The organism is Proteus sp. G4415 (assembly GCF_963896075.1).
GTDB classification, from domain to species: Bacteria; Pseudomonadota; Gammaproteobacteria; order Enterobacterales; family Enterobacteriaceae; genus Proteus; species Proteus mirabilis.
In genome coordinates, this window is record NZ_CAWQOK010000054.1 from 1 (window position 1) to 21463 (window position 21463).

The window sequence follows — 21463 nt, forward strand, 5'->3', positions numbered from 1 at the left end:
AGTATTAAAATAGTAACATTTTTTATCAAGTTCGCAGTAAAACCCGTCCTTCAAGAGGGGGAGCATACCAAGTTATGGCACGGTATAGAGAGGATTATGCTGCTAAAATTGTGGTTAGATGAATAAAAAACGAGGGTAGTAAGCCCCTAAAAAGAGGCTATATAATTGACAACTAAGATGAAGAGGGGGAGCCTACGGAGCGAGGCGGTAATAAAGCAGTATTGGCTGAATCGTCTTTTTCGTCTTTTGATAGGATCTTATTTTTACTCTCTTTTGCTTGTAGGTATCCCTCTAAACTGAGTTGATAGCGACGAATATTTTCAACATAACGATAAGCTTCATGTCCTCTCGCATAACCATAGGGAAGATCTAAATAGTATTTCTTTTGGCTGAGCAAAGGTAACCGCGCTTTTACATCTAACCAGCTATTAGGATTGGCGCCTTGCTGTTCGGTTAGCTTTCTTGCATCTAACATATGACCATATCCCATGTTATAAGCGGCAAGTGCAAACCAGATTTTTTCATCATCAGGGATAGTATCTGGTAGGCGAGAAAGAAGATGTTTTAAATATTGTGCACCTCCTTTGATACTTTCTTCGGGATCTAACCTATCTGTTATACCCATACTTGACGCAGTTGGACGTGTTAGCATCATTAAGCCTCTTACACCTGTCGGTGACGTGGCATGGGGATCCCAATGTGATTCTTGCCAAGCCATTGCTGCTAATAAACGCCAATCAAAAGTCTCGGCATATTTTTCAAACAGAGGTTGATAATTAGGTAATATTGAGTCAATGGCGGTAATAAAAGAGAGTGTATCAAAGTAGTCAAATGAACCAACATGACCAAAATACTTCTCTTCTAGTCTTGCGAGCACATCGTCTTGGGAAAGTTGATTGAAGTAATCCAACATGGCTGCATACAGACTATTATCATCTTGATTTGGTAAATACCACGTTAATGGACGACTTTCCGTCACCTCAAAAGCGACTGCAACATTAGGGTGAATGCGTTGTTGTACCGCGACGCTGATTGAATCGGCCAGTACATAAGTTATTTTACCTTCAGATAACTCTTCAAGTAGCTGTGACGTCGTTTTAGTCTCTGATTCTTCCCATTCGAGTTCAGGATATTGCGTTTCTTTTAATGTTTTTAATAAGCTGGCATGAGCTGAACCGGCTGCGACGACAAGGCGCCCATTAAGCTCATCAAAACGACGAGGCCTCAATGTGCCTTTACGATAGATCAGTTGTTGAGAAACTGAGAAATAGGCTGGCCCACTTCGTGTCGTATCTAGCCTTTCTTTATTATAAATTAATCCAGCGGCAATAAAGTCTGCTTTATTATTCTCCAGATCATCAAAGAGTTGGTTGATATTCGTCCGCATATTAACGACAAGTTTCACGCCAAGATAATCAGCAAAGCGTTTCACTAATTCATAATCGAAACCTACGGGGTCCTTTTTATCATTTATCGTTATCAGTGGTGAAGGGATAGTACTCACTCTAAGCTCACCACGAGATAAAATCTTATTTATCTGCGCTTTTTGCCTGTCAGGCCAAGTAATATTCAGTGCAATAATCGCGGCTGAAAATAGCGCTATGATAACGATAACGAAATAGTTAATCCTTATATTGTTCAATAGGTTGGTTCTCGTTAACGTTGTTTTTTATTGTGTGTAAAGTAGTCATTTAAACATGGATAAATTTCCAGTAATCGACCATTTTGCTCAACATTTTGCTAAGACGCAACTTGATTACACCAATTAATGATGAAAACACGCTAAGTTAAATGCTGTTATTTTGTTCACGCAAACGGTTTCGTCTGAGCAGTTATTCTATTATACTAGGCGCGTTTCCCCTGAATGATTGATCAGGCTAGCTGCTAAAAGAGAGAACTCAATATTATGGAAATCCTGCGTGGCTCCCCCGCTTTATCCGCTTTTCGTATTAATAAACTATTAACTTTATGTCAGGAAAACCAACTTCCTGTCCGTGGTATTTATGCGGAGTTTATCCATTTTGTAAAAGTGGATGGACAGCTATCTGAAGATGAACAAGCTAAATTAAGCAAGTTACTGCACTATGGCCCTTCATTAACAGAGCATGAGCTTGTTGGAGAGATGCGTATTGTTGTACCACGACCGGGAACCATTTCGCCATGGTCGACTAAAGCGACAGATATTGCCCATAATTGTGGTTTAGCACAAGTGGTTAGAATTGAACGTGGTATTGCTTATTATATAGATAGCGATACGATGGCCGAAGAACAGTGGCAGTTGTTATACGGTTTTATTTATGATCGTATGATGGAAACAATTTTTACCGATTATCAACAAGTTAATGCGCTATTTGCTGAACAGACACCCACCCCATTAAAAACAATTGATGTTCTTGCTCACGGTAAAGATGCGCTAGTTGCTGCCAATATTGAAATGGGGTTAGCGCTAGCTGATGATGAAGTTGATTATCTAGTAGATGCTTTTAAACGTTTGCAACGTAATCCAACTGATGTAGAACTTTATATGTTCGCTCAAGCAAACTCAGAGCATTGCCGTCATAAAATTTTTAATGCAGATTGGATAATCGACGGTAAAGCGCAAGACAAATCATTATTTAAAATGATTAAAAATACTTTTGAGCAAACTCCTGATTATGTCTTGTCGGCTTATAAAGATAATGCCGCAGTAATGGAAGGCTCCGTTGCTGGGCGTTTTTATCCCGATACGGAAAAAGGGCATTACCGTTATCATCAAGAGCCTGTCCATATCTTAATGAAAGTGGAAACGCACAATCACCCAACGGCAATTTCCCCGTGGCCTGGTGCAGCAACCGGCTCTGGCGGTGAAATTCGTGATGAAGGGGCGACAGGCCGTGGGGCAAAACCTAAAGCCGGTTTAGTCGGTTTTTCCGTTTCTAACTTACGTATTCCGGGGTTTGAACAACCTTGGGAAGAAGATTTTGGCAGACCAGAACGTATTGTCAGTGCACTGGATATTATGACAGAAGGTCCTTTAGGTGGAGCCGCATTTAATAATGAATTTGGTCGCCCCGCCTTATTAGGTTATTTCAGAACCTATGAAGAGCAGGTTAATAGTCATAATGGTGTTGAAATTCGAGGCTACCATAAACCTATTATGTTGGCTGGTGGTATTGGTAATATTCGCGAAGATCACGTGCAAAAAGGTGAGATCTCCGTGGGTGCTAAGTTAATTGTACTTGGTGGCCCATCGATGAATATCGGCCTAGGAGGTGGTGCGGCTTCTTCTATGACTTCCGGCCAGTCAGATGCTGATTTAGATTTTGCTTCTGTGCAACGAGATAACCCAGAAATGGAGCGTCGTTGCCAAGAGGTTATCGATCGCTGTTGGCAATTAGGTGATGATAACCCGATTTTATTTATTCATGATGTCGGAGCGGGGGGGCTTTCTAATGCCATGCCTGAGCTTGTCAATGATGGCGGGCGTGGAGGTCGTTTTGAGTTACGTAACGTTTTAAATGATGAACCGGGTATGAGTCCTCTAGAGATCTGGTGTAATGAGTCGCAAGAGCGTTATGTATTAGCGGTATCCCCAGAAAAAATGCCACTATTTGATGCGCTATGCCAACGAGAAAGAGCCCCTTATGCGGTCATTGGCGAGGCAACACAAGAGCGTGAATTAGTGTTAAATGATACACATTTTGATAATAAACCAATAGATATGCCTTTAGATATCTTGTTAGGTAAAGCGCCGAAAATGTTGCGTGATGTCACATCACATCAAACAGCAGGTGAATATCTCGATCGTAAAGATATCGATTTAAAAGAAGCGGTTTATCGCGTACTTCATTTACCCGCCGTTGCTGAGAAGACGTTCTTAATTACTATTGGTGATCGTAGTGTTACGGGAATGGTTGCGCGTGACCAAATGGTTGGACCTTGGCAAATTCCGGTGGCTAACTGTGCGGTAACAACGGCCACATTAGATAGCTATTACGGCGAGGCGATGTCAATAGGGGAAAGAGCCCCTATTGCACTATTAGATTTTGCCGCATCAGCGCGAATGGCGGTAGGTGAAGCCTTAACCAATATAGCTGGTTGCGATGTACAGTCACTTAATCGTATAAAACTTTCCGCAAACTGGATGGCTGCGGCGGGTCACCCTGGTGAAGATGCGGGATTATATGATGCAGTAAAAGCCATTGGTGAAGAGCTATGCCCACAATTAGGTATTACTATTCCGGTGGGTAAGGACTCAATGTCCATGAAAACGCGTTGGCAAGATGAACAAGGAAAAACGAAAGAAGTTATTTCACCGCTCTCTTTAGTTATCACCGCATTTTCCCGTGTTGAAGATGTACGTAAAACTGTCACCCCTGAGCTTTCTACCCAAGAAGGAAACCGTTTATATCTAATCGATTTAGGTAATGGTCATAATGCATTAGGGGCAACAGCATTAGCTCAAGTTTATCGTCAGCTAGGACAAAAAGCGGCTGATTTACGTGATGTAGAGCAGTTAAAACAGTTTTTTAATGTCATTCAACAATTGGTGAGCGACGGTAAATTACTGGCTTATCATGACCGCTCTGATGGTGGCTTATTTGTGACTTTGGCCGAAATGGCGTTTGCGGGACATTGTGGCCTTAATGTTGATATCAGTGCTTATGACGAAGATATTTTAGCAGGTCTATTTAATGAAGAGCTAGGTGCGGTGTTCCAAATTAAAGGGGAGCATCAAGAAATCGTTGAAACACTGTTTACTGAACATGGTTTAGCGGATTGTTTACATTACTTAGGGCAAGCAACAGCAAGTGATGACATTATTATTCAAAGCCGTGAAACGGAAGTTTACCACGAAAAACGTAGTACATTACGTGTCTGGTGGGCTGAAACGACATGGCAAATGCAACGTTTACGTGATAATCCTGAATGTGCAGATGAAGAACATCGTGCCAAACAAGATAGTCACGATCCGGGATTAAATGTTCACTTAACCTTTGATCCCGCAGAGGATATTGCGGCGCCTTATATTGCTACAGGCAGTCGTCCTCGTATTGCGGTATTAAGAGAGCAAGGTGTTAACTCTCATGTGGAAATGGCAGCAGCTTTTGATCGCGCTGGATTTGATGCTATTGATGTTCATATGAGCGATTTACATACGGCACAACGCTCATTAAGTGATTTTGATGTATTGGTTGCTTGTGGTGGTTTCTCTTATGGTGATGTACTCGGTGCGGGTGAGGGATGGGCTAAATCTATTTTATTTAATCATCGTTTACGTGATGAGTTTGCCCAATTCTTTGCACGTCAAGATACGTTATCACTTGGGGTTTGTAATGGTTGCCAAATGATGTCAACGTTGGCCGAGCTTATTCCGGGGGCAGATTTATGGCCACGCTTTGTACGCAATCGCTCAGAGCGTTTTGAAGCCCGCTTTAGCTTAGTAAAAGTAACTGATAGCCCGTCGCTATTATTACAAGGTATGGCGGGGTCACAGATGCCAATTGCGGTATCTCATGGTGAAGGTTTTGCTGAATTTCGTGACGCTGCACAATTAGCGCAGTTAGAAGCAAAAAATTTAGTAGGACTGCGTTTTGTTGATCACTATGGTCAACCAACAGAGCAATACCCATTAAACCCTAACGGATCAGTAAAAGGGATCACCGCTGTTACCACAACAGATGGCCGCTCAACAATCATGATGCCTCACCCTGAGCGCGTTTTTAGAACAGTGAGCCATTCTTGGCATCCAGAAAATTGGGGAGAAGATAGCCCTTGGATGCGCTTATTCCGTAATGCCAGAAAGCAATTTGACTAATGATGTAATAAAAAAGAGTCAGTGTTATAACCCAAAGCCCCTCAAGTTAGAGGGGCTTTATTTTGTTGATATAAAAGGAAAAAATTATCAATGTATAAAATCGACGACACATCATTTTTTCATTGTCGCCAAAAGGTGACATTTAACTTGTTGAATTTTAATAATTTAATATTTTTTAATTAACGGTGTCTGGAAATGGAGACAGCTTGTTGATTTTTTCGCTATCAAAAATTGAGGCTGTTTTTTATTTTAGTAAGATAAAAATACTTTTTTGTTTAAAATCAATATCTTATGATTTTAATCGAAAAGTTGGCACGCCTTGTGCATTATATTAATCAGTTGCTCATTCAACTTTTTATGTCGGTCCACAATATGGGTGGGAACATACCACATAAGCCAAGAATGACGCCAGAGTAAGGTGCCTACCGTCCAACATCATGATACTCGCCTTCGGGCCTTATCAAACACAGGGCGACACGTGGAGTGAGGCACCACCTTCATTCTCTTTTAGAGAGAAAAGAGATGAATATTGACGAGCGGAATATCTCAGTAAGATATTCCGCTCTCCCATTTCTAGAGCCTGTTGCGTGTTCTCGCTTGTGTTCGTTTTCCTATCTGAATTTCAATGTCGGACTTTTTTCTTGTTATTAAGTCATGTAGCATCGCATTACTCTAATAGGTGTTGAGATGATTTCATTGAAAAAGTGGCGTATTTTCCCCCGATCTTTAAGACAATTGGTTATCATGGCATTTTGGATGGTGCTGTTACCGCTTCTCGTCCTTGCCTATCAGGCTTATCAAAGTTTGGATCAGCTTAGTAACCAAGCCGCTATTACCAATAAAAATGCGTTAGCGGATACCGAGCGTAGTGAGGTGATGCGTAATTTAGCTATTGAAATGGAAGGAAATTATCGACGATATTGTGTATTGCGTGATAAAACTGATGAAGAAATGTATCAACAGCGTTATCAACAATACAGCAAAATGTTCTCTACCTTGCAGCAGACCATCATCCCTCTTTCTGAGTCTAAAGAAGCACAAGCCTTGAATACTTCTTTGAAAACGCTCAAATCAATTCAATGCAAAAATAGTGAACCCACTTCTCAAATGCAACAAGCATTAGAGCAATTTTCTTATGCCAATAACCGCATTGTCGTGTTAACCAAAGAGATTATTTTTAGTCGTGGCGAGCAACTACAAATGGCTATTGCTGAAAAAGGGCGTTATTTTGGTTGGCAAAGTTTAATTGTTTTTGTTTTTAGCCTGATTTTAATTGCCTTATTTACCCGTATGATCATCGGTCCGGTTAAAGGTATAGAAAAAATGATTAACCGATTGGGGGAAGGGCGTACATTAAATAATAACTTGAATTCGTTTCAGGGGCCACGTGAATTACGCTCTTTAGCTCAACGTATTATTTGGTTAAGTGAACGTCTTGCATGGCTAGAATCGCAACGCCATGAGTTTTTACGTCATATTTCTCATGAGTTAAAAACACCGTTAGCCAGTATGCGCGAAGGAACAGAATTATTAGCGGATGAAGTAGCAGGGCCTTTAACCTTAGATCAAAAAGAAGTCGTAGCTATTCTTGATAATAGTAGTAAACAACTTCAATTATTAATTGAGCAACTACTTGATTATAATCGTAAACTTTCCGAAGTACCTCAGCAAATTGAGGAAGTTGATTTAACCACATTAGTGAATGATGTGGTGTTAGCGCATAGTTTACCCGCCCGAGCGAAAGGCATTAAGACGATAATTTCACTTGATCTGAAAAAATGTCGAGCAGAAACGACGTTATTATCAAGAGTTATTGATAATCTCTACTCGAATGCGGTGCACTATGGCGCTGAATCGGGTAATATCTGGATCTCTAGTTATCAAATTGAACAGAAAATAGTTATTGATATAGCCAATAAAGGCACTCCGATCCCTGAATCAGAACAAAAAATGATTTTTGAGCCCTTTTTTCAAGGTTCTCTATTACGTAAAGGGGCTGTCAAAGGGAGTGGTTTGGGGTTAAGTATTGCTCATGACTGTATCAAAAGAATGGATGGCGAGTTAAATATTGTTCATTCTGACTATGCTGATGTCTGTTTTCGTATTGAACTACCGCTACTTTCTGAGAATAAATAATGCATATCAGGTCACAAAAACAGGTGTCTTTTCATCAGTATAAAAAATTAAAGCGAAAGACACTGGCTAATGAGCAATTATCTATGGCCCCTGCATCAATTAAGAGGATCGCTTCACACTGGAAACAGTATCTGTGTTGGATTATGTTGCCTATGTTTCTTGCTGGATGTGCACAAAAATCGCTGATCGAAACTGCTAATATTGAGCCTGAAACCCCCGTTGTTAAACAAAAAACTATCGATTATCGTTGGGCAGAATGTAAAACTTTAGCTGCTTTTTATCATGAAGGGCTCAATAATCCGCTATTTTGGTTACGTACCATTGAGTGCACACAGCGTATTATGTCTACAGAAGCACAACGTCAAGCCAGTAGTGTTATCGTTGCCGGATGGGACGGTGCCTTTTATAAAAGTATTTTATTAGAGCGAGCGGGAATGACGGTTGCTGAACGTCGTGCTCAGCTGGTTTTATTAGAAAGCTATCAATTGCAATTTCCAAGCTCTATGCGTGTTCTATTATCTACTTGGATTGAGAATCAAACGCTTACGCTTGCTCTCGCTGATGAGAAAAATCGTAATCGCCGTTTTATTACAGAAACGGAAAATAAAATGGATTTGCTGAAAAAACAAAATAATGCATTAGAGCATGAGTTAAATACCACACGTAAAAAACTCGAAAGTCTCACACAAATTGAACGTCAATTATCGAGCCGAAAACAAGGGGCTTCTGTGGATGCTATTTCTCAAGAAGAAGCACTATCTGATGTTCAATCTTCAGATGCGAGTAATGCAGAAAAACCAGCCGATAAACCGACAGCGGAGCAATCTAATACGTCAACGGCAAGTGAGCAATCGATAACCAAAGAAAATAATGAGGTTTCACAACCTTCGGTATCAGCAGTTAAACCTGAACCACCAAAAGCAGAGCAAGTAAAACCTGATGCGAAAAATACCTCGACAGAAAAAGAGAATAGCGCAACGGTTAAACCTACTGAAACAGGATCTAAATAAGGAGAATGTGCATGGCTGGCCATAAATCAGCGAATCTTTTACTTGTCGATGATGATCCGGGATTATTAAAGCTACTGGGTATGCGATTAACAAGTGAAGGGTTTCATATCGTTACCGCTGAAAGTGGGCAAGAAGCACTTAAACTATTATTAAAAGAAAAAATCGATCTGGTGATCAGCGATTTACGTATGGATGAAATGGATGGTATGGCGCTATTTGCAGAAATACAGCGCCAACAACCCGGTATGCCTGTGATTATTTTAACTGCACATGGCTCCATTCCTGATGCTGTCGCGGCAACTCAACAGGGGGTGTTTAGTTTCTTGACTAAACCTGTTGATAGAGATGCGCTTTATAAAGCTATCGATGAAGCATTAGAATTAGTGACGACGGTATCTGATGAAGAGTGGTCAAAAGATATCGTGACCCGTAGCCCCCAAATGTTACGTTTATTAGAGCAAGCCAAGTTAGTTGCACAATCCGATGTTAGCGTACTGATTAATGGGCAAAGCGGTACAGGTAAAGAAGTCCTTGCTCAAGCAATCCACCGCGCCAGCCCACGAGCTAAAAAACCCTTTATTGCTATTAACTGCGGTGCTTTACCTGAACAATTATTAGAATCTGAACTATTTGGGCATGCTAAAGGTGCTTTTACTGGCGCGGTAAGTAGTCGTGAAGGACTTTTCCAAGCGGCAGAAGGAGGCACTCTATTTTTGGATGAAATTGGTGATATGCCAATGGCATTGCAAGTGAAATTACTGCGTGTATTACAAGAGCGTAAAGTGCGGCCATTAGGCAGTAATCGTGATATTGATATTGATGTGCGTATTCTTTCTGCAACCCACCGTGACTTACCAAAAGCGATGGAGCGTAATGAATTTCGAGAAGATTTATACTATCGTTTAAATGTGGTGAATTTACGTATCCCCACGTTGAGCGAAAGAGCCGAGGATATTCCTGTTCTTGCTAACCATTTATTGCGCGAATCAGCAAAACGACATAAACCTTTTGTGCGTAGCTTCTCAACGGATGCGATGAAATGTCTAATGACAGCAAGTTGGCCGGGAAATGTGCGTCAGTTAGTTAACGTCATCGAGCAATGTGTCGCTTTAACGACTGCACCTGTGATTAGCGAAGCCCTTGTCACACAAGCATTGCAAGGGGAAAATACCGCATTACCTACTTTTGCTGAAGCACGGGGCCATTTTGAGATGACCTATTTAAGGAAGTTATTGCAGATGACAAAGGGCAATGTCACTCAGGCTGCAAGGATGGCAGGGCGAAATCGAACAGAATTTTATAAATTGTTGTCACGTCATGGACTTGATGCCAATGATTTCAAAGAATGATCTTTGTAGATAACAAAAATTTTTTTAAACTTGCTTTCTTTAGATAGCAAAGATAGCTGGAGAGACTAATTTTTATGAGTCGTAAATTAAAACTCGCACTTGCTCAGTTAAACTGGGTTGTTGGCGATATTGAAGGCAACTGTGAACGCATGTTAGCCACCGTAAAAGCGCAAGAAGATGCCGATCTGGTTTTGTTTTCTGAGCTTGCGTTATGCGGTTACTCTCCTGAAGATCTACTATTTCGCCCTGATTTCCAACAACGTTGTGAAGAGCAACTGGTTCGTTTAGAACAAGCAAGTAAGAAAACGGCCATTGTGGTTGGGCATCCTTGGTGGCAAAACGGTACTATCTATAATGCACTGTCATTTTTCTATCAAGGTGAGTTACAGGCGCGTTACTTCAAACAACAGCTACCTAATTATGGTGTATTTGATGAAAAACGTTATTTCCAGCAAGGAAATGAACGTTGTGTTGTGCCTTTTAAAGGCTATCATTTAGGATTATTAATTTGTGAAGATATTTGGATCAACGAGCCTATTGATGCACTAAAACAAGCGGGTGCTGATCTGGTTCTTTCTATTAATGCTTCACCTTATAGTCGTGAAAAGCCACATATTCGTACCCAATTAATTAAAGAACATTGCCAAAGAACGCATCTGCCTGTGGTGTATCTCAATCAAATTGGTGGTCAAGATGAATTGGTTTTTGATGGATGTTCTAAAGTCTTTGATGAACGAGGAACAATCACCCATCGTTTAGCGGCTTTTGATGAGCAAGTGGCCGTGGTGGAGTTTGATGAGTTAACTATCGTACCAATGCAAGATGCGGCACCAGAGCTTTCTCCTTTAGCGCAAGTTTATCAAGCACTAGTGCTGGCAACGCGTGATTATGTGACAAAAAATGGTTTTAAAGGCGCTATATTAGGATTATCAGGGGGCATCGACTCAGGCTTAACAGTTGCAATTGCCGTTGATGCATTAGGTAAAGAGAGCGTTCAAGCGGTAATGATGCCATTTCGCTATACCTCAGAAATGAGTATTCACGATGCGAAAGAGCAAGCTGATTTATTAGGTGTTGAGTTTGATACTGTCTCTATTGAGCCGATGTTTGATGCTTTTATGGATCAACTTTCGCCTATGTTTAAAGGTAGCGCTGTCGATACCACAGAAGAAAATCTACAAGCGCGTTGTCGTGCTGTTATTTTAATGGCGATGTCCAATAAACGTCGTCGGTTAGTGCTCACCACGAGTAATAAAAGTGAATCTGCCGTAGGCTACTCGACCTTATATGGTGATATGGCGGGGGGCTTTGATGTTTTAAAAGATGTTCCTAAAACACTGGTGTTTGAACTGGCTAAATATCGTAATACTCTTTCACCCGCTATTCCACAACGTGTGATTGATAGGCCCCCTTCAGCAGAATTAGCACCAGGACAAACAGATCAAGATAATCTGCCACCTTATGATATTTTAGATGCCCTTCTTGAAGGCTATGTTGAGCAAGATAAATCTGTTTCTGACTTGGTTGCGGCTGGATTTGATGAAGCCATTGTTCGTAAAGTGGTAAAATTAGTCGATATTAATGAATATAAGCGTCGTCAAGCACCGGTAGGACCGCGTATTACCAGTCGTAATTTTGGTAAAGATCGTCGCTATCCGATCACAAGCGGTTTTGGTCGCCATAACTGGTAATAGCAGGATAATCCGATGAAAAAAATTGAAGCGATAATTAAGCCGTTTAAATTAGATGATGTAAGAGAAGCATTAGCCGAAGTTGGTATCACGGGTATGACGGTAACAGAGGTAAAAGGCTTTGGTCGTCAGAAAGGGCATACCGAACTTTATCGTGGTGCAGAATATATGGTCGATTTTTTACCTAAAGTAAAAATTGAGATCGTTGTTGCTGATGAAATAGCTGAAACTTGTGTCGATACTATAATGACTACCGCTCAAACGGGGAAGATTGGCGACGGTAAAATTTTTGTTTTTGATGTGAATCGAGTTATCCGTATTCGTACTGGAGAGCAAGACGAAGAAGCTATTTAAAAAATAAATAAGCGTTGTTTATGAAACCTGATGATTATTAGTTTAATTATCAGGTTTTTTTATCTTTATTAATTAATTCTTTTTTATATTATCTCAATAAGTTTATTTATTTACTGATTATCTTTTATAAATTTATAAGTGATAATAAATGATTTGTATTGCTGATAATTATACTCATTAAATAAGTAATATTAATAATTACCTTTCTTTGTTCATAAAATGTTTTTTTATGTTTCACCTATTGTGCTATTTATATCTTATACAAGTCTATTGATGATAATAAACAATTTATTTTACTAAAATTCTCACCTTTTAAGGCACAAAATGTTATTCAATAACTTTTGTAGACAGTTATTATCATCAACTTAAATATTTATTATTCTATGGGTAATATCGTGCTTAGCTATTTATTAAAGCGTTTTGCTTTATTTTTGTTTTCCGCCATGATTGTGGCAATAACAACAGGGTTTATTTTCCTCGATATTTTGGTGCTGAATAATGGTATTTCTGAAACCTCAGCAACCGAACTGGGGCAAGAACTTATTGTGGCTATAATATGTCTTCTTTTCTTTATACCTGCTTATAAACAGCCAGAAATGAGAGGGGGATACACACTGATTATGGGCTTTTTCTTGTGTATCTTAATTCGTGAGTTAGATGGTGTTTTTGACCAATTAGCACATGGTTCATGGGTTTGGTTTGCATTAACGGTAACATTTGTCTGTATAGCGATCGCTATCAGAGAAGGGAAAAAAACATTATATGGCTTAACCCATTTTATAACGCATTCTAGTCAAGGAATGCTTATGGCGGGTTTACTCAGTGTTTTACTATTCTCTCGCTTATTTGGTATGGGGATTTTGTGGGAGAAATTGTTAGGTGAAGACTATAACCGCACGGTAAAAAATATGGTGGAAGAAGGTAGCGAGTTGTTCGGCTATACACTCTGTTTAATTAGTGTTATTTGGTATCGCTATTCGTCTAAATATCATGTTATACCGACATCAATAAAAGTTACTTATTAAATAGTTAGTTGTTTCCAATATAAAAAGCGCTGAATAGTAAAATAATCAGCGCTTTTTCCTTATTATTTAATTTATTCTCTTACCTATTCTGGCTGTTATTGGCTAATAACAGCATGAGGGCCAAAGCACTCATAATGAAGTTTATCGCTTTCAATACCGAGAGCAATAAGTTGTTTAGCGACAGATTGCATAAAAGGTAATGGTCCACAGAAATAGAACTGCATATTAGGTATTGATAGCCATTCATGTATCTTGGTTAAATCCATCAACCCTTCAAATTGATAGTCTTTATTGATTATATCTTCAGTACGAGGGAGACGATACCATACGGCTTGTTGATATTGTTCAATTTGCTTTCCTGCTTGTGCGATTTCTTCCTTAAAAGCATGCACGCCACCATGCTCCGCTGCATGTAACCAATTGACTTGTGCTTGGTGAGAAGAGAGAGTGTGCAACATCGCTAACATAGGAGTTAAGCCTACACCTGCTGAAATTAATGTGACAGGCGTTGTTGATGAGATATCTAAATAAAAATCGCCCCCTGGTGCGGCAACTTGTAAGATGTCTCCTTCTTGGATATGGTCATGAAGAAAATTAGATAAAATTCCCTTGTCTTCACGTTTTACCGCAATACGATAGGTTTTATTGTTTGCCGATTGCGTTAAGGAATATTGACGAATTTCTTGATTTGCAAGTTTCTCATCACGAATATAAATACTTAAATATTGGCCTGCACGGTAAGGTGTAACCGCTTGTCCATCTTCAGGCTCTAATTCAAAGCTGGTAATAACCTCACTTTGTTTTACTTTATGCTTAACTTTAAAGTGGCGTAATCCTCGCCAGCCTCCTGAAGCTTGTTCTTTTTGTTGATAAATTTGCTCTTCCCGATTAATAAAGACATCAGCCAAAACTTGGTAAGCGGCTCCCCAAGCATCAAGCACTTCTTTGCCCGGGTTAAACATTTCATCAATGGTGGCTAATAAGTTTTCTCCAACAATAGGATAATGTTCAGGAAGAATATTCAAACTGGCATGTTTTTGTGCAATTTTTTCTACCGCCGGCAAAATAGCAGGTAAATCCTCAAGGTGCGTTGCATAAGCACATATCGCATTAAATAACGCTTCACGTTGTGCGCCACTGCTTTGGTGGCTCATAGTAAAAATATCTTTTAACTCAGGATGGCGAGAGAACATTCTGTCGTAAAAATGCGCCGTTAACGCGGGGCCTGTTTTAGCAATAAGAGGAATAGTGGATTTAATTGTCGCGATAGTTTGTGCATCTAACATAATTGCTCCTGAAAAATATTCAGTTTAATATGATTTTTATAACATGTATTTTTAATACAACTTATATCTTTTTGCTTTATTTGTAAATCTGAGTTTTTATTTTTTTTAGGAAAATGGGGAAATCTTAGAGAATGATGTTGAGGGTTTACATAAATTAGCGAGATGTGCCTCAAAAAGAACAAAAACAGCAGATAAAATGAGGTTATCAAAAAGTAATAGAACTGTGTTATAGTGGCTTAGCAAACGATTGCGTATTTTTTCTTTTGGGACTATCTCAATGAGGAAAAAGAGTTTACACTGTATGTCATTCTTACTCCCGTAAGGGAGTTCGCCTTTAGTGAAGTTAGCTGAGTCAGGAGATGTGAATGTTAAAACGTGAAATGAATATTGCTGATTACGATCCGGAATTATGGAATGCAATGGAAGGTGAAGTGACTCGTCAAGAAGAGCACATCGAATTAATTGCTTCTGAAAACTATACTAGTCCTCGTGTTATGCAGGCGCAGGGATCTCAGCTGACCAACAAATATGCAGAAGGTTATCCAGGTAAACGCTACTACGGCGGTTGTGAATACGTTGATGTTGTTGAACAATTAGCTATTGATCGTGCCAAAGCACTATTTGGTGCTGATTATGCAAACGTACAACCTCACTCTGGATCACAAGCGAATGCGGCTGTGTATATGGCATTACTTAAACCGGGTGATACAGTATTAGGGATGAATTTGGCCCAAGGTGGTCACTTAACTCACGGCTCTCCGGTTAACTTCTCTGGTAAACTCTACAATATCGTTCCTTATGGTATTGATGAAGCCGGTAAAATTGATTACCAAGATATCGCTGAGCAAGCTAAAAAGCATAAACCAAAAATGATCATTGGTGGTTTTTCAGCTTATTCAGGTTTGGTTGATTGGGCTAAAATGCGTGAAATCGCAGATAGTGTAGGGGCTTACTTATTTGTCGATATGGCTCACGTTGCAGGTATGATTGCAGCGGGTGTCTATCCAAACCCAGTACCACATGCTCACGTTGTGACTACAACAACACACAAAACATTAGCAGGTCCTCGTGGTGGTCTTATCCTTGCTAAGGGTGGCGATGAAGAGTTTTATAAGAAATTAAACTCTGCCGTATTCCCTGGCTCTCAAGGTGGTCCTTTAATGCATGTGATCGCGGGTAAAGCCGTTGCATTAAAAGAAGCAATGGAACCTGAGTTTAAAGTTTACCAGCAACAAGTTGCAAAAAATGCGAAAGCAATGGTAGACGTTTTCTTAGCGCGCGGTTATAAAGTAGTATCTGGTGGCACAGAGAACCACCTGTTTTTATTAGACTTAGTTGATAAAGATATTACAGGTAAAGATGCTGATGCTGCACTGGGTCGTGCTAATATCACTGTGAACAAAAATAGTGTGCCAAATGATCCTCGCAGTCCATTTGTTACATCTGGTATTCGTATTGGTTCTCCTGCGATTACACGTCGTGGTTTTAAAGAAGCGGAAGCAAAAGATTTAGCCGGTTGGATGTGTGATGTCCTTGATAATATCAATGATGAAGCGAACATTGAAAAAGTGAAACAAAAAGTCTTGGATATCTGCGCTAAATTTCCAGTTTACGCATAAGTTTGTAACGATATAATAAAACCCGTTATACAAGCCCGCTTCGAGAACATGTTCTTGGCGGGTTTTTTTGCATGTTAAAAATGGGGGGTTGGATGGTTATTCCATCAACACTGTGGCTTGCCTTAGATTATTTTACGTATTTTTTCTCATATGGTATTTTCTTGCCTTTTTGGTCTATCTGGTTAAAGGGCGAGGGGGTTGATCCTGCGATGATAGGCTTACTACTTGGGGTGGGCTTAACCGCTCGTTTTGTAGGAAGCTTGATTTTAACGCCGGCTGTAAAAGATCCATCAAAGCTCATTACTGCACTGCGACTTTTTGCTTTTTTATCTCTCCTATTTACCGTTGCATTTATGTTGGGCACTCATTGGGCTTGGCTCTTTTTGGTAATGACCGGATTTAACGTTTTTTTTGCACCCATGGTGCCTTTGGGAGATTCACTTGCGGGAACATGGCAAAAACAATTTCCTTTAGATTATGGAAAAATTCGGGTTTGGGGATCTATTGCATTTATTATTAGTTCCTCATTATTGGGGATATTGATTGATGCTTTTGGACACCCGATTATTCTTTATGGATTGATTGCCAGTACTCTTGCATTATTCCTTACCTCAATGTTACGTCCGAAAATCATGCCCCAAGGTAAGGTCAAAAAAGCGGAACACCATCATGTTTCATTTATGAAACTGATTTCAGATGGCCCAGTCTGGCGTTTTCTATTATGTGTTTCTTTACTACAAGGTGCTCATGCTGCTTATTACGGTTTTAGCGCACTCTATTGGGAAAAAGCAGGCTATGATACAGCAACGATTGGTTATCTTTGGTCCTTAGGCGTAGTTGCTGAAGTGGTTGTCTTTATGTTTAGCCGTCGTTTATTCCGCCGTTGGAGTGCTCGAAACTTATTATTACTTTCAGCATTTGCAGGGCTATTGCGCTGGGGGATGATGGGCAGTTTTACAGCATTACCGGCACTTATTATTGTACAAATTTTGCATAGTGGCACATTTACCGTATGCCATTTAGCGGCAATGCGTTTTATTACTGCACGTCAAGAGCATGAAATTATTCGTTTACAAGCGGTTTATTCTGCTCTAGCAATGGGGGGAAGTATCGCTATTATGACGATTGTATCGGGATGGTTATATGAAAAACTTCCTAACCAAGAATACCTTATTTTCTGGTTGATGGCGGCATTAACTATTCCTGCAATGTTTATTAGACCGAAAGTACAACCGCAAAATACTTAATCCTTTTATTTCCTATTTTTCATAAACGTCTAAGCCTGTAATACCTTTTGATATTACAGGTTTTTTTCTTTTTATTTTTTAAAGCGCATTTTTTGATCAACCAAACGATTGATCATTTTAAATATTAAAGCTAAATTTAATTCATTCAAATGAATGAATAGAAGAAGGTATTACTATGAAAAGTAAATCAGTGATCCCAGCTAGTTTTTCTTTACAAGAAAGAGACCGACGCTGGCAGTTAGCTAGAGACATTATGAGAGATAACCAATTAGATACATTGATTATTTATGGTGATAGAGAATCGGCAGCACCTGCACCGTTTTGTATTGACCACTATTTTACAAATGACAGATTAGGATCGGTTGTTATTTTTCATGAAGATAAGAAACCATTGATAGTTACTTTTGCACCAATGATGATAGCTGATCATATGCAGGCAAAACTACGTGGTGATTTGCAGTGGATTGATGAAGATAATCTTGTTGTAGGAAAAACAGGGCGTAGTATTGCTCATTTTCTAAAAGAGATGGGAGTACAACAAAATGCACATATTGGTATTATTGGCTTAGAACCTTATCCCCCATTTTATTTTGATGGTGCAATGCCATTTAATACTCTAAATGGTATTAAGGAAGCATTTCCTTATGCAAAATTTAGCAGTGTGTATCGTGATTTCTTTAGACGGGCATCAGTTAAAAGTGAAGAAGAGCTCGCTCATGTAAGATATGCTGCCGCCATTGGTGAAGCAATGAGCGAGGCAATGCGAGTGACTGCAAGGCCTGGTGCAACAGAGGCGGAGCTTGCGGCCGCAATTACTGCCACTTGTTTATCAAGGGGGGGATTTACCGCTGAAATTTTAATGGGATCAGGATCTGAGTATATCGGTTGGGGGCCTCCTGTTTGGCAATATCGCTCACAAGCACCTCGTGAAATTCAAATGGGTGATATTATATTATCAGAGATTTTTGCTTTATATGGAATGTATGAAACGCAACATCAAGCGGTGGTTGCTGTAGGTAAAATTCACGAAAACTTAGAAAAAGCAGCATTAGTTGCACGTGAATGCTATGAAATTGGCGTTGAACATTTAAAAGCAGGGATAACCTTTGGTGAAGTAGTTGATTTAATGGAAAAACCACTATTAGAATCAGGGGGATGGCATGTTCATCCACTTATTCACAGTATTAATCCTTATGGTCCAATCGGCTTTGGCACAGCGCCAGGTATTGAATCATTACCTCTTGCTCATCGTTATAAACAAATTGAGCGATTACCTAATCCAGGGAGAGAATTGGTATTACAAGAAGGTATGACATTTGCTTTTGAGCCTAATTGTGGCTTCGGCCACCACTTATGTAATTTAGGTGGCACTGTTGTGGTTGGCAAAAGCAAAGGGATTGAGTTAAATTCTAACTCAACACAATTAATGCGGGCAGATATATAGTCCTAATAGTAACCAGTTGATTATAATGAAAAACACCAGTAAAACTGCAGTAAGTACAGAACAAACTCAAGAGAAATTAGTGCAAGAAGGTATTAGGCTTTTTGCACTATATGGGATCAGTGGATTGAGAACGCGACAACTTGCGCAAGATGCTGGTGTTAATCAATCAGCAATACCTTACCACTTTGGCGGAAAATTAGGGGTTTATACAGCAGTGATCCGATATATTGCGACAGAATTAGCCTCTGAAATTCAGTTTGACCAATTTGATAATAAGCTTCAGTTTTTATTGAAAGAAAACCGACCTTATAAAAATGAAAAAGTGGCTGAATTAGTTCTATTACTAGTCACAGGTTTAACTCGTGCATTATTATCATCAAAACGCCATTATTACAGTCAGTTGATTCTACGTGAACAGTTAGAACCGACGGAAAATTACGATCTTATTTATAGTAATCTGATTGAGCCTTTTCATCTTCGTCTTTCTCGTTTAGTTGGATTAATGGATACAAAGAGTGATGAAGTAACAATCACTATTCGTGCTCATGCTCTTATTGGTCAGATATTAGGGTTTGTCATTGCAAGAAAAGCTTTTCTATTACGTGTTAATAAGCAAGAGATAACATCACAACTATTAGATAAGATTGTACAAGAAATTAGCCAACTTTCAGTAAATGCCCTTTTAATTGAAAACGCATAGGCAATAAAAAAGACCCCCAGTAATTGGCTGTCCAACTATTGGGGATCATTTTATAAGATAGTTTTTTATATTTTATTGTTATTCGTATCAATTAACGTTTTAAAGCATCAGTTAATTCGCTACGAATTTCTGCCAATAATGCTCGGACAACTCGAGGATTACCCGCAACAATATTACCAGTTTGTAGATAGCCGTGATTACCAGTAAAGTCAGATACAATTGCACCCGCTTCACGAGCAATAAGTTCACCTGCTAAGAAATCCCAAGGTTTTAAACCAATTTCAAAGAAGCCATCCACACGACCCGCGGCAACATAAGCTAAATCTAATGCTGCTGAACCTGTGCGACGAAAATCAGCGCATGGTACAAACAGTTTAGTCAGCATATTCATATAAGCTGCTGAATGTTGTTTTGCTTTGAATGGGAAACCAGTTGCTAAAACAGCACCATCTAAATCACGTGCATTAGAGCCACGGAGGCGGTAACCATTTAATTGTGCACCTTGACCACGAACAGCTGAGAAAAGTTCGTTACGCATAGGATCGTAAACCACAGCAACTTCTGTGCGACCTTTGATACGTACAGCGATAGAAACAGAAAAATGTGGTAGGCGTTTAATAAAGTTAGTGGTGCCATCAAGTGGATCTATAACCCATTGGATATCGTGATCTTCACCGAGTAACTCGCCACTTTCTTCCGTAATAATGGTGTGTTTTGGATAAGATTTACGAATGATTTCAATGATTGCCTGTTCCGCTTCGCGATCAACATTAGTGACAAAATCATTGCTACCTTTCTGGCTCGTTTCTACAGATTCAGGATTTTCGTAATTTTTGGCGATTAAATTACCAGCCTTACGTGCAGCACGTATGGCAATATTCAGCATCGGATGCATGGTTATCTTCCACAAGATGTTAAAGAACGGGGATAAAAAACGAGGCGAAGTATAACAGGCGTTCGCGTTTTTGGCTACATTTGTGATAAAATAGATGGATCATAAAACAATTAGTTAGAAATCAATGTTAGAAAATATTCGCATTATCCTTGTCGAAACTTCACATACAGGCAATATGGGCTCGACAGCTCGTGCTATGAAAACCATGGGATTAACGAATCTTTATTTTGTTAATCCTAAAGAAAAACCCGACTCTCACTCTATAGCCTTATCAGCAGGGGCAAGCGATGTTATTGGCAATGCTCATATTGTTGATACTATTGATGATGCCATTGAAGGCTGTGGGTTAGTGGTTGGAACAAGTGCGCGTAATCGTACGCTCTCTTGGCCAATGCTAGCACCTCGTGAATGTGGTGAACGTTGCGTAAAAGAGGCAGCAAATAAGCCCGTTGCGGTGATCTTTGGCCGTGAACGCACAGGCTTAACTAATGAAGAATTACAAAAATGTGATTACCACCTCTATATTCCTACCAACCCTGAATATGGCTCTTTAAACTTAGCGATGGCGGTGCAACTTGTTTGTTATGAAATTCGCATGGCTGCACTTGCTCAACAGGAAAAACAAGAGGAAAATGCTTCATCAGAGATTGATTATCCACCCGCTGAAGATATTGAACGCTTTTATGTTCACTTAGAGCAGGTACTTAATGAGTCTGGTTTTATTCGTCCTAAACATCCAGGACAAGTGATGAGTCGTTTACGCCGCTTGTTTACGCGCGCACGTCCAGAAACACAAGAGCTTCATATCTTACGTGGTATTTTAACATCCGTTGAAAAATGGGCTAAGAAATAAAGGATTAAGTTGATTAACATGCGTCATTGTTGCTGAGCTTAATACCTGACTAAAACA

15 protein-coding genes are annotated in these 21463 nt (G+C 39.6%); 12 read left to right on the forward strand and 3 right to left on the reverse strand.

The window, feature by feature from the left end; all coding sequences use genetic code 11:
• Nucleotides 1-172 precede the first annotated feature (172 nt).
• Complete coding sequence (mltF, locus tag AACU95_RS05485) at nt 173-1642, reverse strand: membrane-bound lytic murein transglycosylase MltF (protein ID WP_049207644.1); 1470 nt, start codon at nt 1640-1642, stop codon at nt 173-175.
• Nucleotides 1643-1906: 264 nt separating this feature from the next.
• Between mltF and purL the strand changes: the two genes are divergently transcribed.
• The 7 genes from purL to AACU95_RS05520 all read left to right on the forward strand — a co-directional run bounded on the left by purL (nt 1907) and on the right by AACU95_RS05520 (nt 13362).
• A complete protein-coding gene (purL, locus tag AACU95_RS05490) occupies nt 1907-5797 on the forward strand; it encodes a phosphoribosylformylglycinamidine synthase (RefSeq protein ID WP_049201068.1) in 3891 nt (1296 codons plus the stop codon).
• Between the two features lie 687 nt (nt 5798-6484).
• Nucleotides 6485-7933, forward strand: a complete 1449-nt coding sequence (locus AACU95_RS05495; RefSeq protein WP_004248446.1) for a sensor histidine kinase — start codon at nt 6485-6487, stop codon at nt 7931-7933.
• 83 nt (nt 7934-8016) lie between these two features.
• Nucleotides 8017-8943, forward strand: a complete 927-nt coding sequence (gene qseG / locus AACU95_RS05500) for a two-component system QseEF-associated lipoprotein QseG (protein WP_103429245.1) — start codon at nt 8017-8019, stop codon at nt 8941-8943.
• 11 nt (nt 8944-8954) lie between these two features.
• Nucleotides 8955-10292 carry a two-component system response regulator GlrR gene (gene glrR, locus AACU95_RS05505; RefSeq protein ID WP_004243867.1) on the forward strand — a complete coding sequence of 446 codons (1338 nt, stop codon included), beginning with the start codon at nt 8955-8957 and terminating at the stop codon, nt 10290-10292.
• A 74-nt stretch (nt 10293-10366) separates the two neighbouring features.
• The gene (locus AACU95_RS05510) at nt 10367-11983 is read left to right on the forward strand and encodes an NAD+ synthase (protein ID WP_004248444.1); all 1617 of its coding nucleotides are present in this window, start codon (nt 10367-10369) and stop codon (nt 11981-11983) included.
• Nucleotides 11984-11998: 15 nt separating this feature from the next.
• Nucleotides 11999-12337 carry a nitrogen regulatory protein P-II gene (gene glnB, locus AACU95_RS05515; RefSeq protein WP_004243865.1) on the forward strand — a complete coding sequence of 113 codons (339 nt, stop codon included), beginning with the start codon at nt 11999-12001 and terminating at the stop codon, nt 12335-12337.
• 383 nt (nt 12338-12720) lie between these two features.
• Nucleotides 12721-13362, forward strand: coding sequence for a hypothetical protein (locus AACU95_RS05520; RefSeq protein WP_004243864.1), 642 nt, complete (start codon nt 12721-12723; stop codon nt 13360-13362).
• 95 nt (nt 13363-13457) lie between these two features.
• Here AACU95_RS05520 and hmpA read toward each other — a convergent pair whose 3' ends face one another.
• Nucleotides 13458-14648: an NO-inducible flavohemoprotein gene (hmpA, locus tag AACU95_RS05525; protein ID WP_004248443.1), complete on the reverse strand. Its 1191-nt coding sequence runs from the start codon at nt 14646-14648 to the stop codon at nt 13458-13460.
• Nucleotides 14649-15013: 365 nt separating this feature from the next.
• Here hmpA and glyA point away from each other — a divergent pair, with 365 nt between their 5' ends.
• From glyA to AACU95_RS05545, 4 genes are all read left to right on the forward strand, one after another.
• Nucleotides 15014-16267 (forward strand): serine hydroxymethyltransferase, encoded by a 1254-nt coding sequence (gene glyA, locus AACU95_RS05530; RefSeq protein ID WP_004243862.1) that lies wholly within the window; start codon nt 15014-15016, stop codon nt 16265-16267.
• Between the two features lie 92 nt (nt 16268-16359).
• Nucleotides 16360-17514 (forward strand): 3-phenylpropionate MFS transporter, encoded by a 1155-nt coding sequence (locus tag AACU95_RS05535; protein ID WP_012368131.1) that lies wholly within the window; start codon nt 16360-16362, stop codon nt 17512-17514.
• Nucleotides 17515-17689: 175 nt separating this feature from the next.
• A complete protein-coding gene (locus tag AACU95_RS05540; RefSeq protein WP_017627965.1) occupies nt 17690-18958 on the forward strand; it encodes a M24 family metallopeptidase in 1269 nt (422 codons plus the stop codon).
• Nucleotides 18959-18983: 25 nt separating this feature from the next.
• Nucleotides 18984-19658 (forward strand): CerR family C-terminal domain-containing protein, encoded by a 675-nt coding sequence (locus tag AACU95_RS05545; RefSeq protein WP_004243856.1) that lies wholly within the window; start codon nt 18984-18986, stop codon nt 19656-19658.
• A gap of 91 nt (nt 19659-19749) precedes the next feature.
• Here AACU95_RS05545 and suhB read toward each other — a convergent pair whose 3' ends face one another.
• Nucleotides 19750-20553, reverse strand: a complete 804-nt coding sequence (gene suhB / locus AACU95_RS05550) for an inositol-1-monophosphatase (protein WP_004243855.1) — start codon at nt 20551-20553, stop codon at nt 19750-19752.
• A 124-nt stretch (nt 20554-20677) separates the two neighbouring features.
• On the opposite strand from suhB, the gene trmJ reads away from it, so the two are divergent.
• Nucleotides 20678-21406, forward strand: a complete 729-nt coding sequence (gene trmJ / locus AACU95_RS05555) for a tRNA (cytosine(32)/uridine(32)-2'-O)-methyltransferase TrmJ (RefSeq protein WP_017627966.1) — start codon at nt 20678-20680, stop codon at nt 21404-21406.
• The last annotated feature ends 57 nt before the right edge of the window (nt 21407-21463 follow it).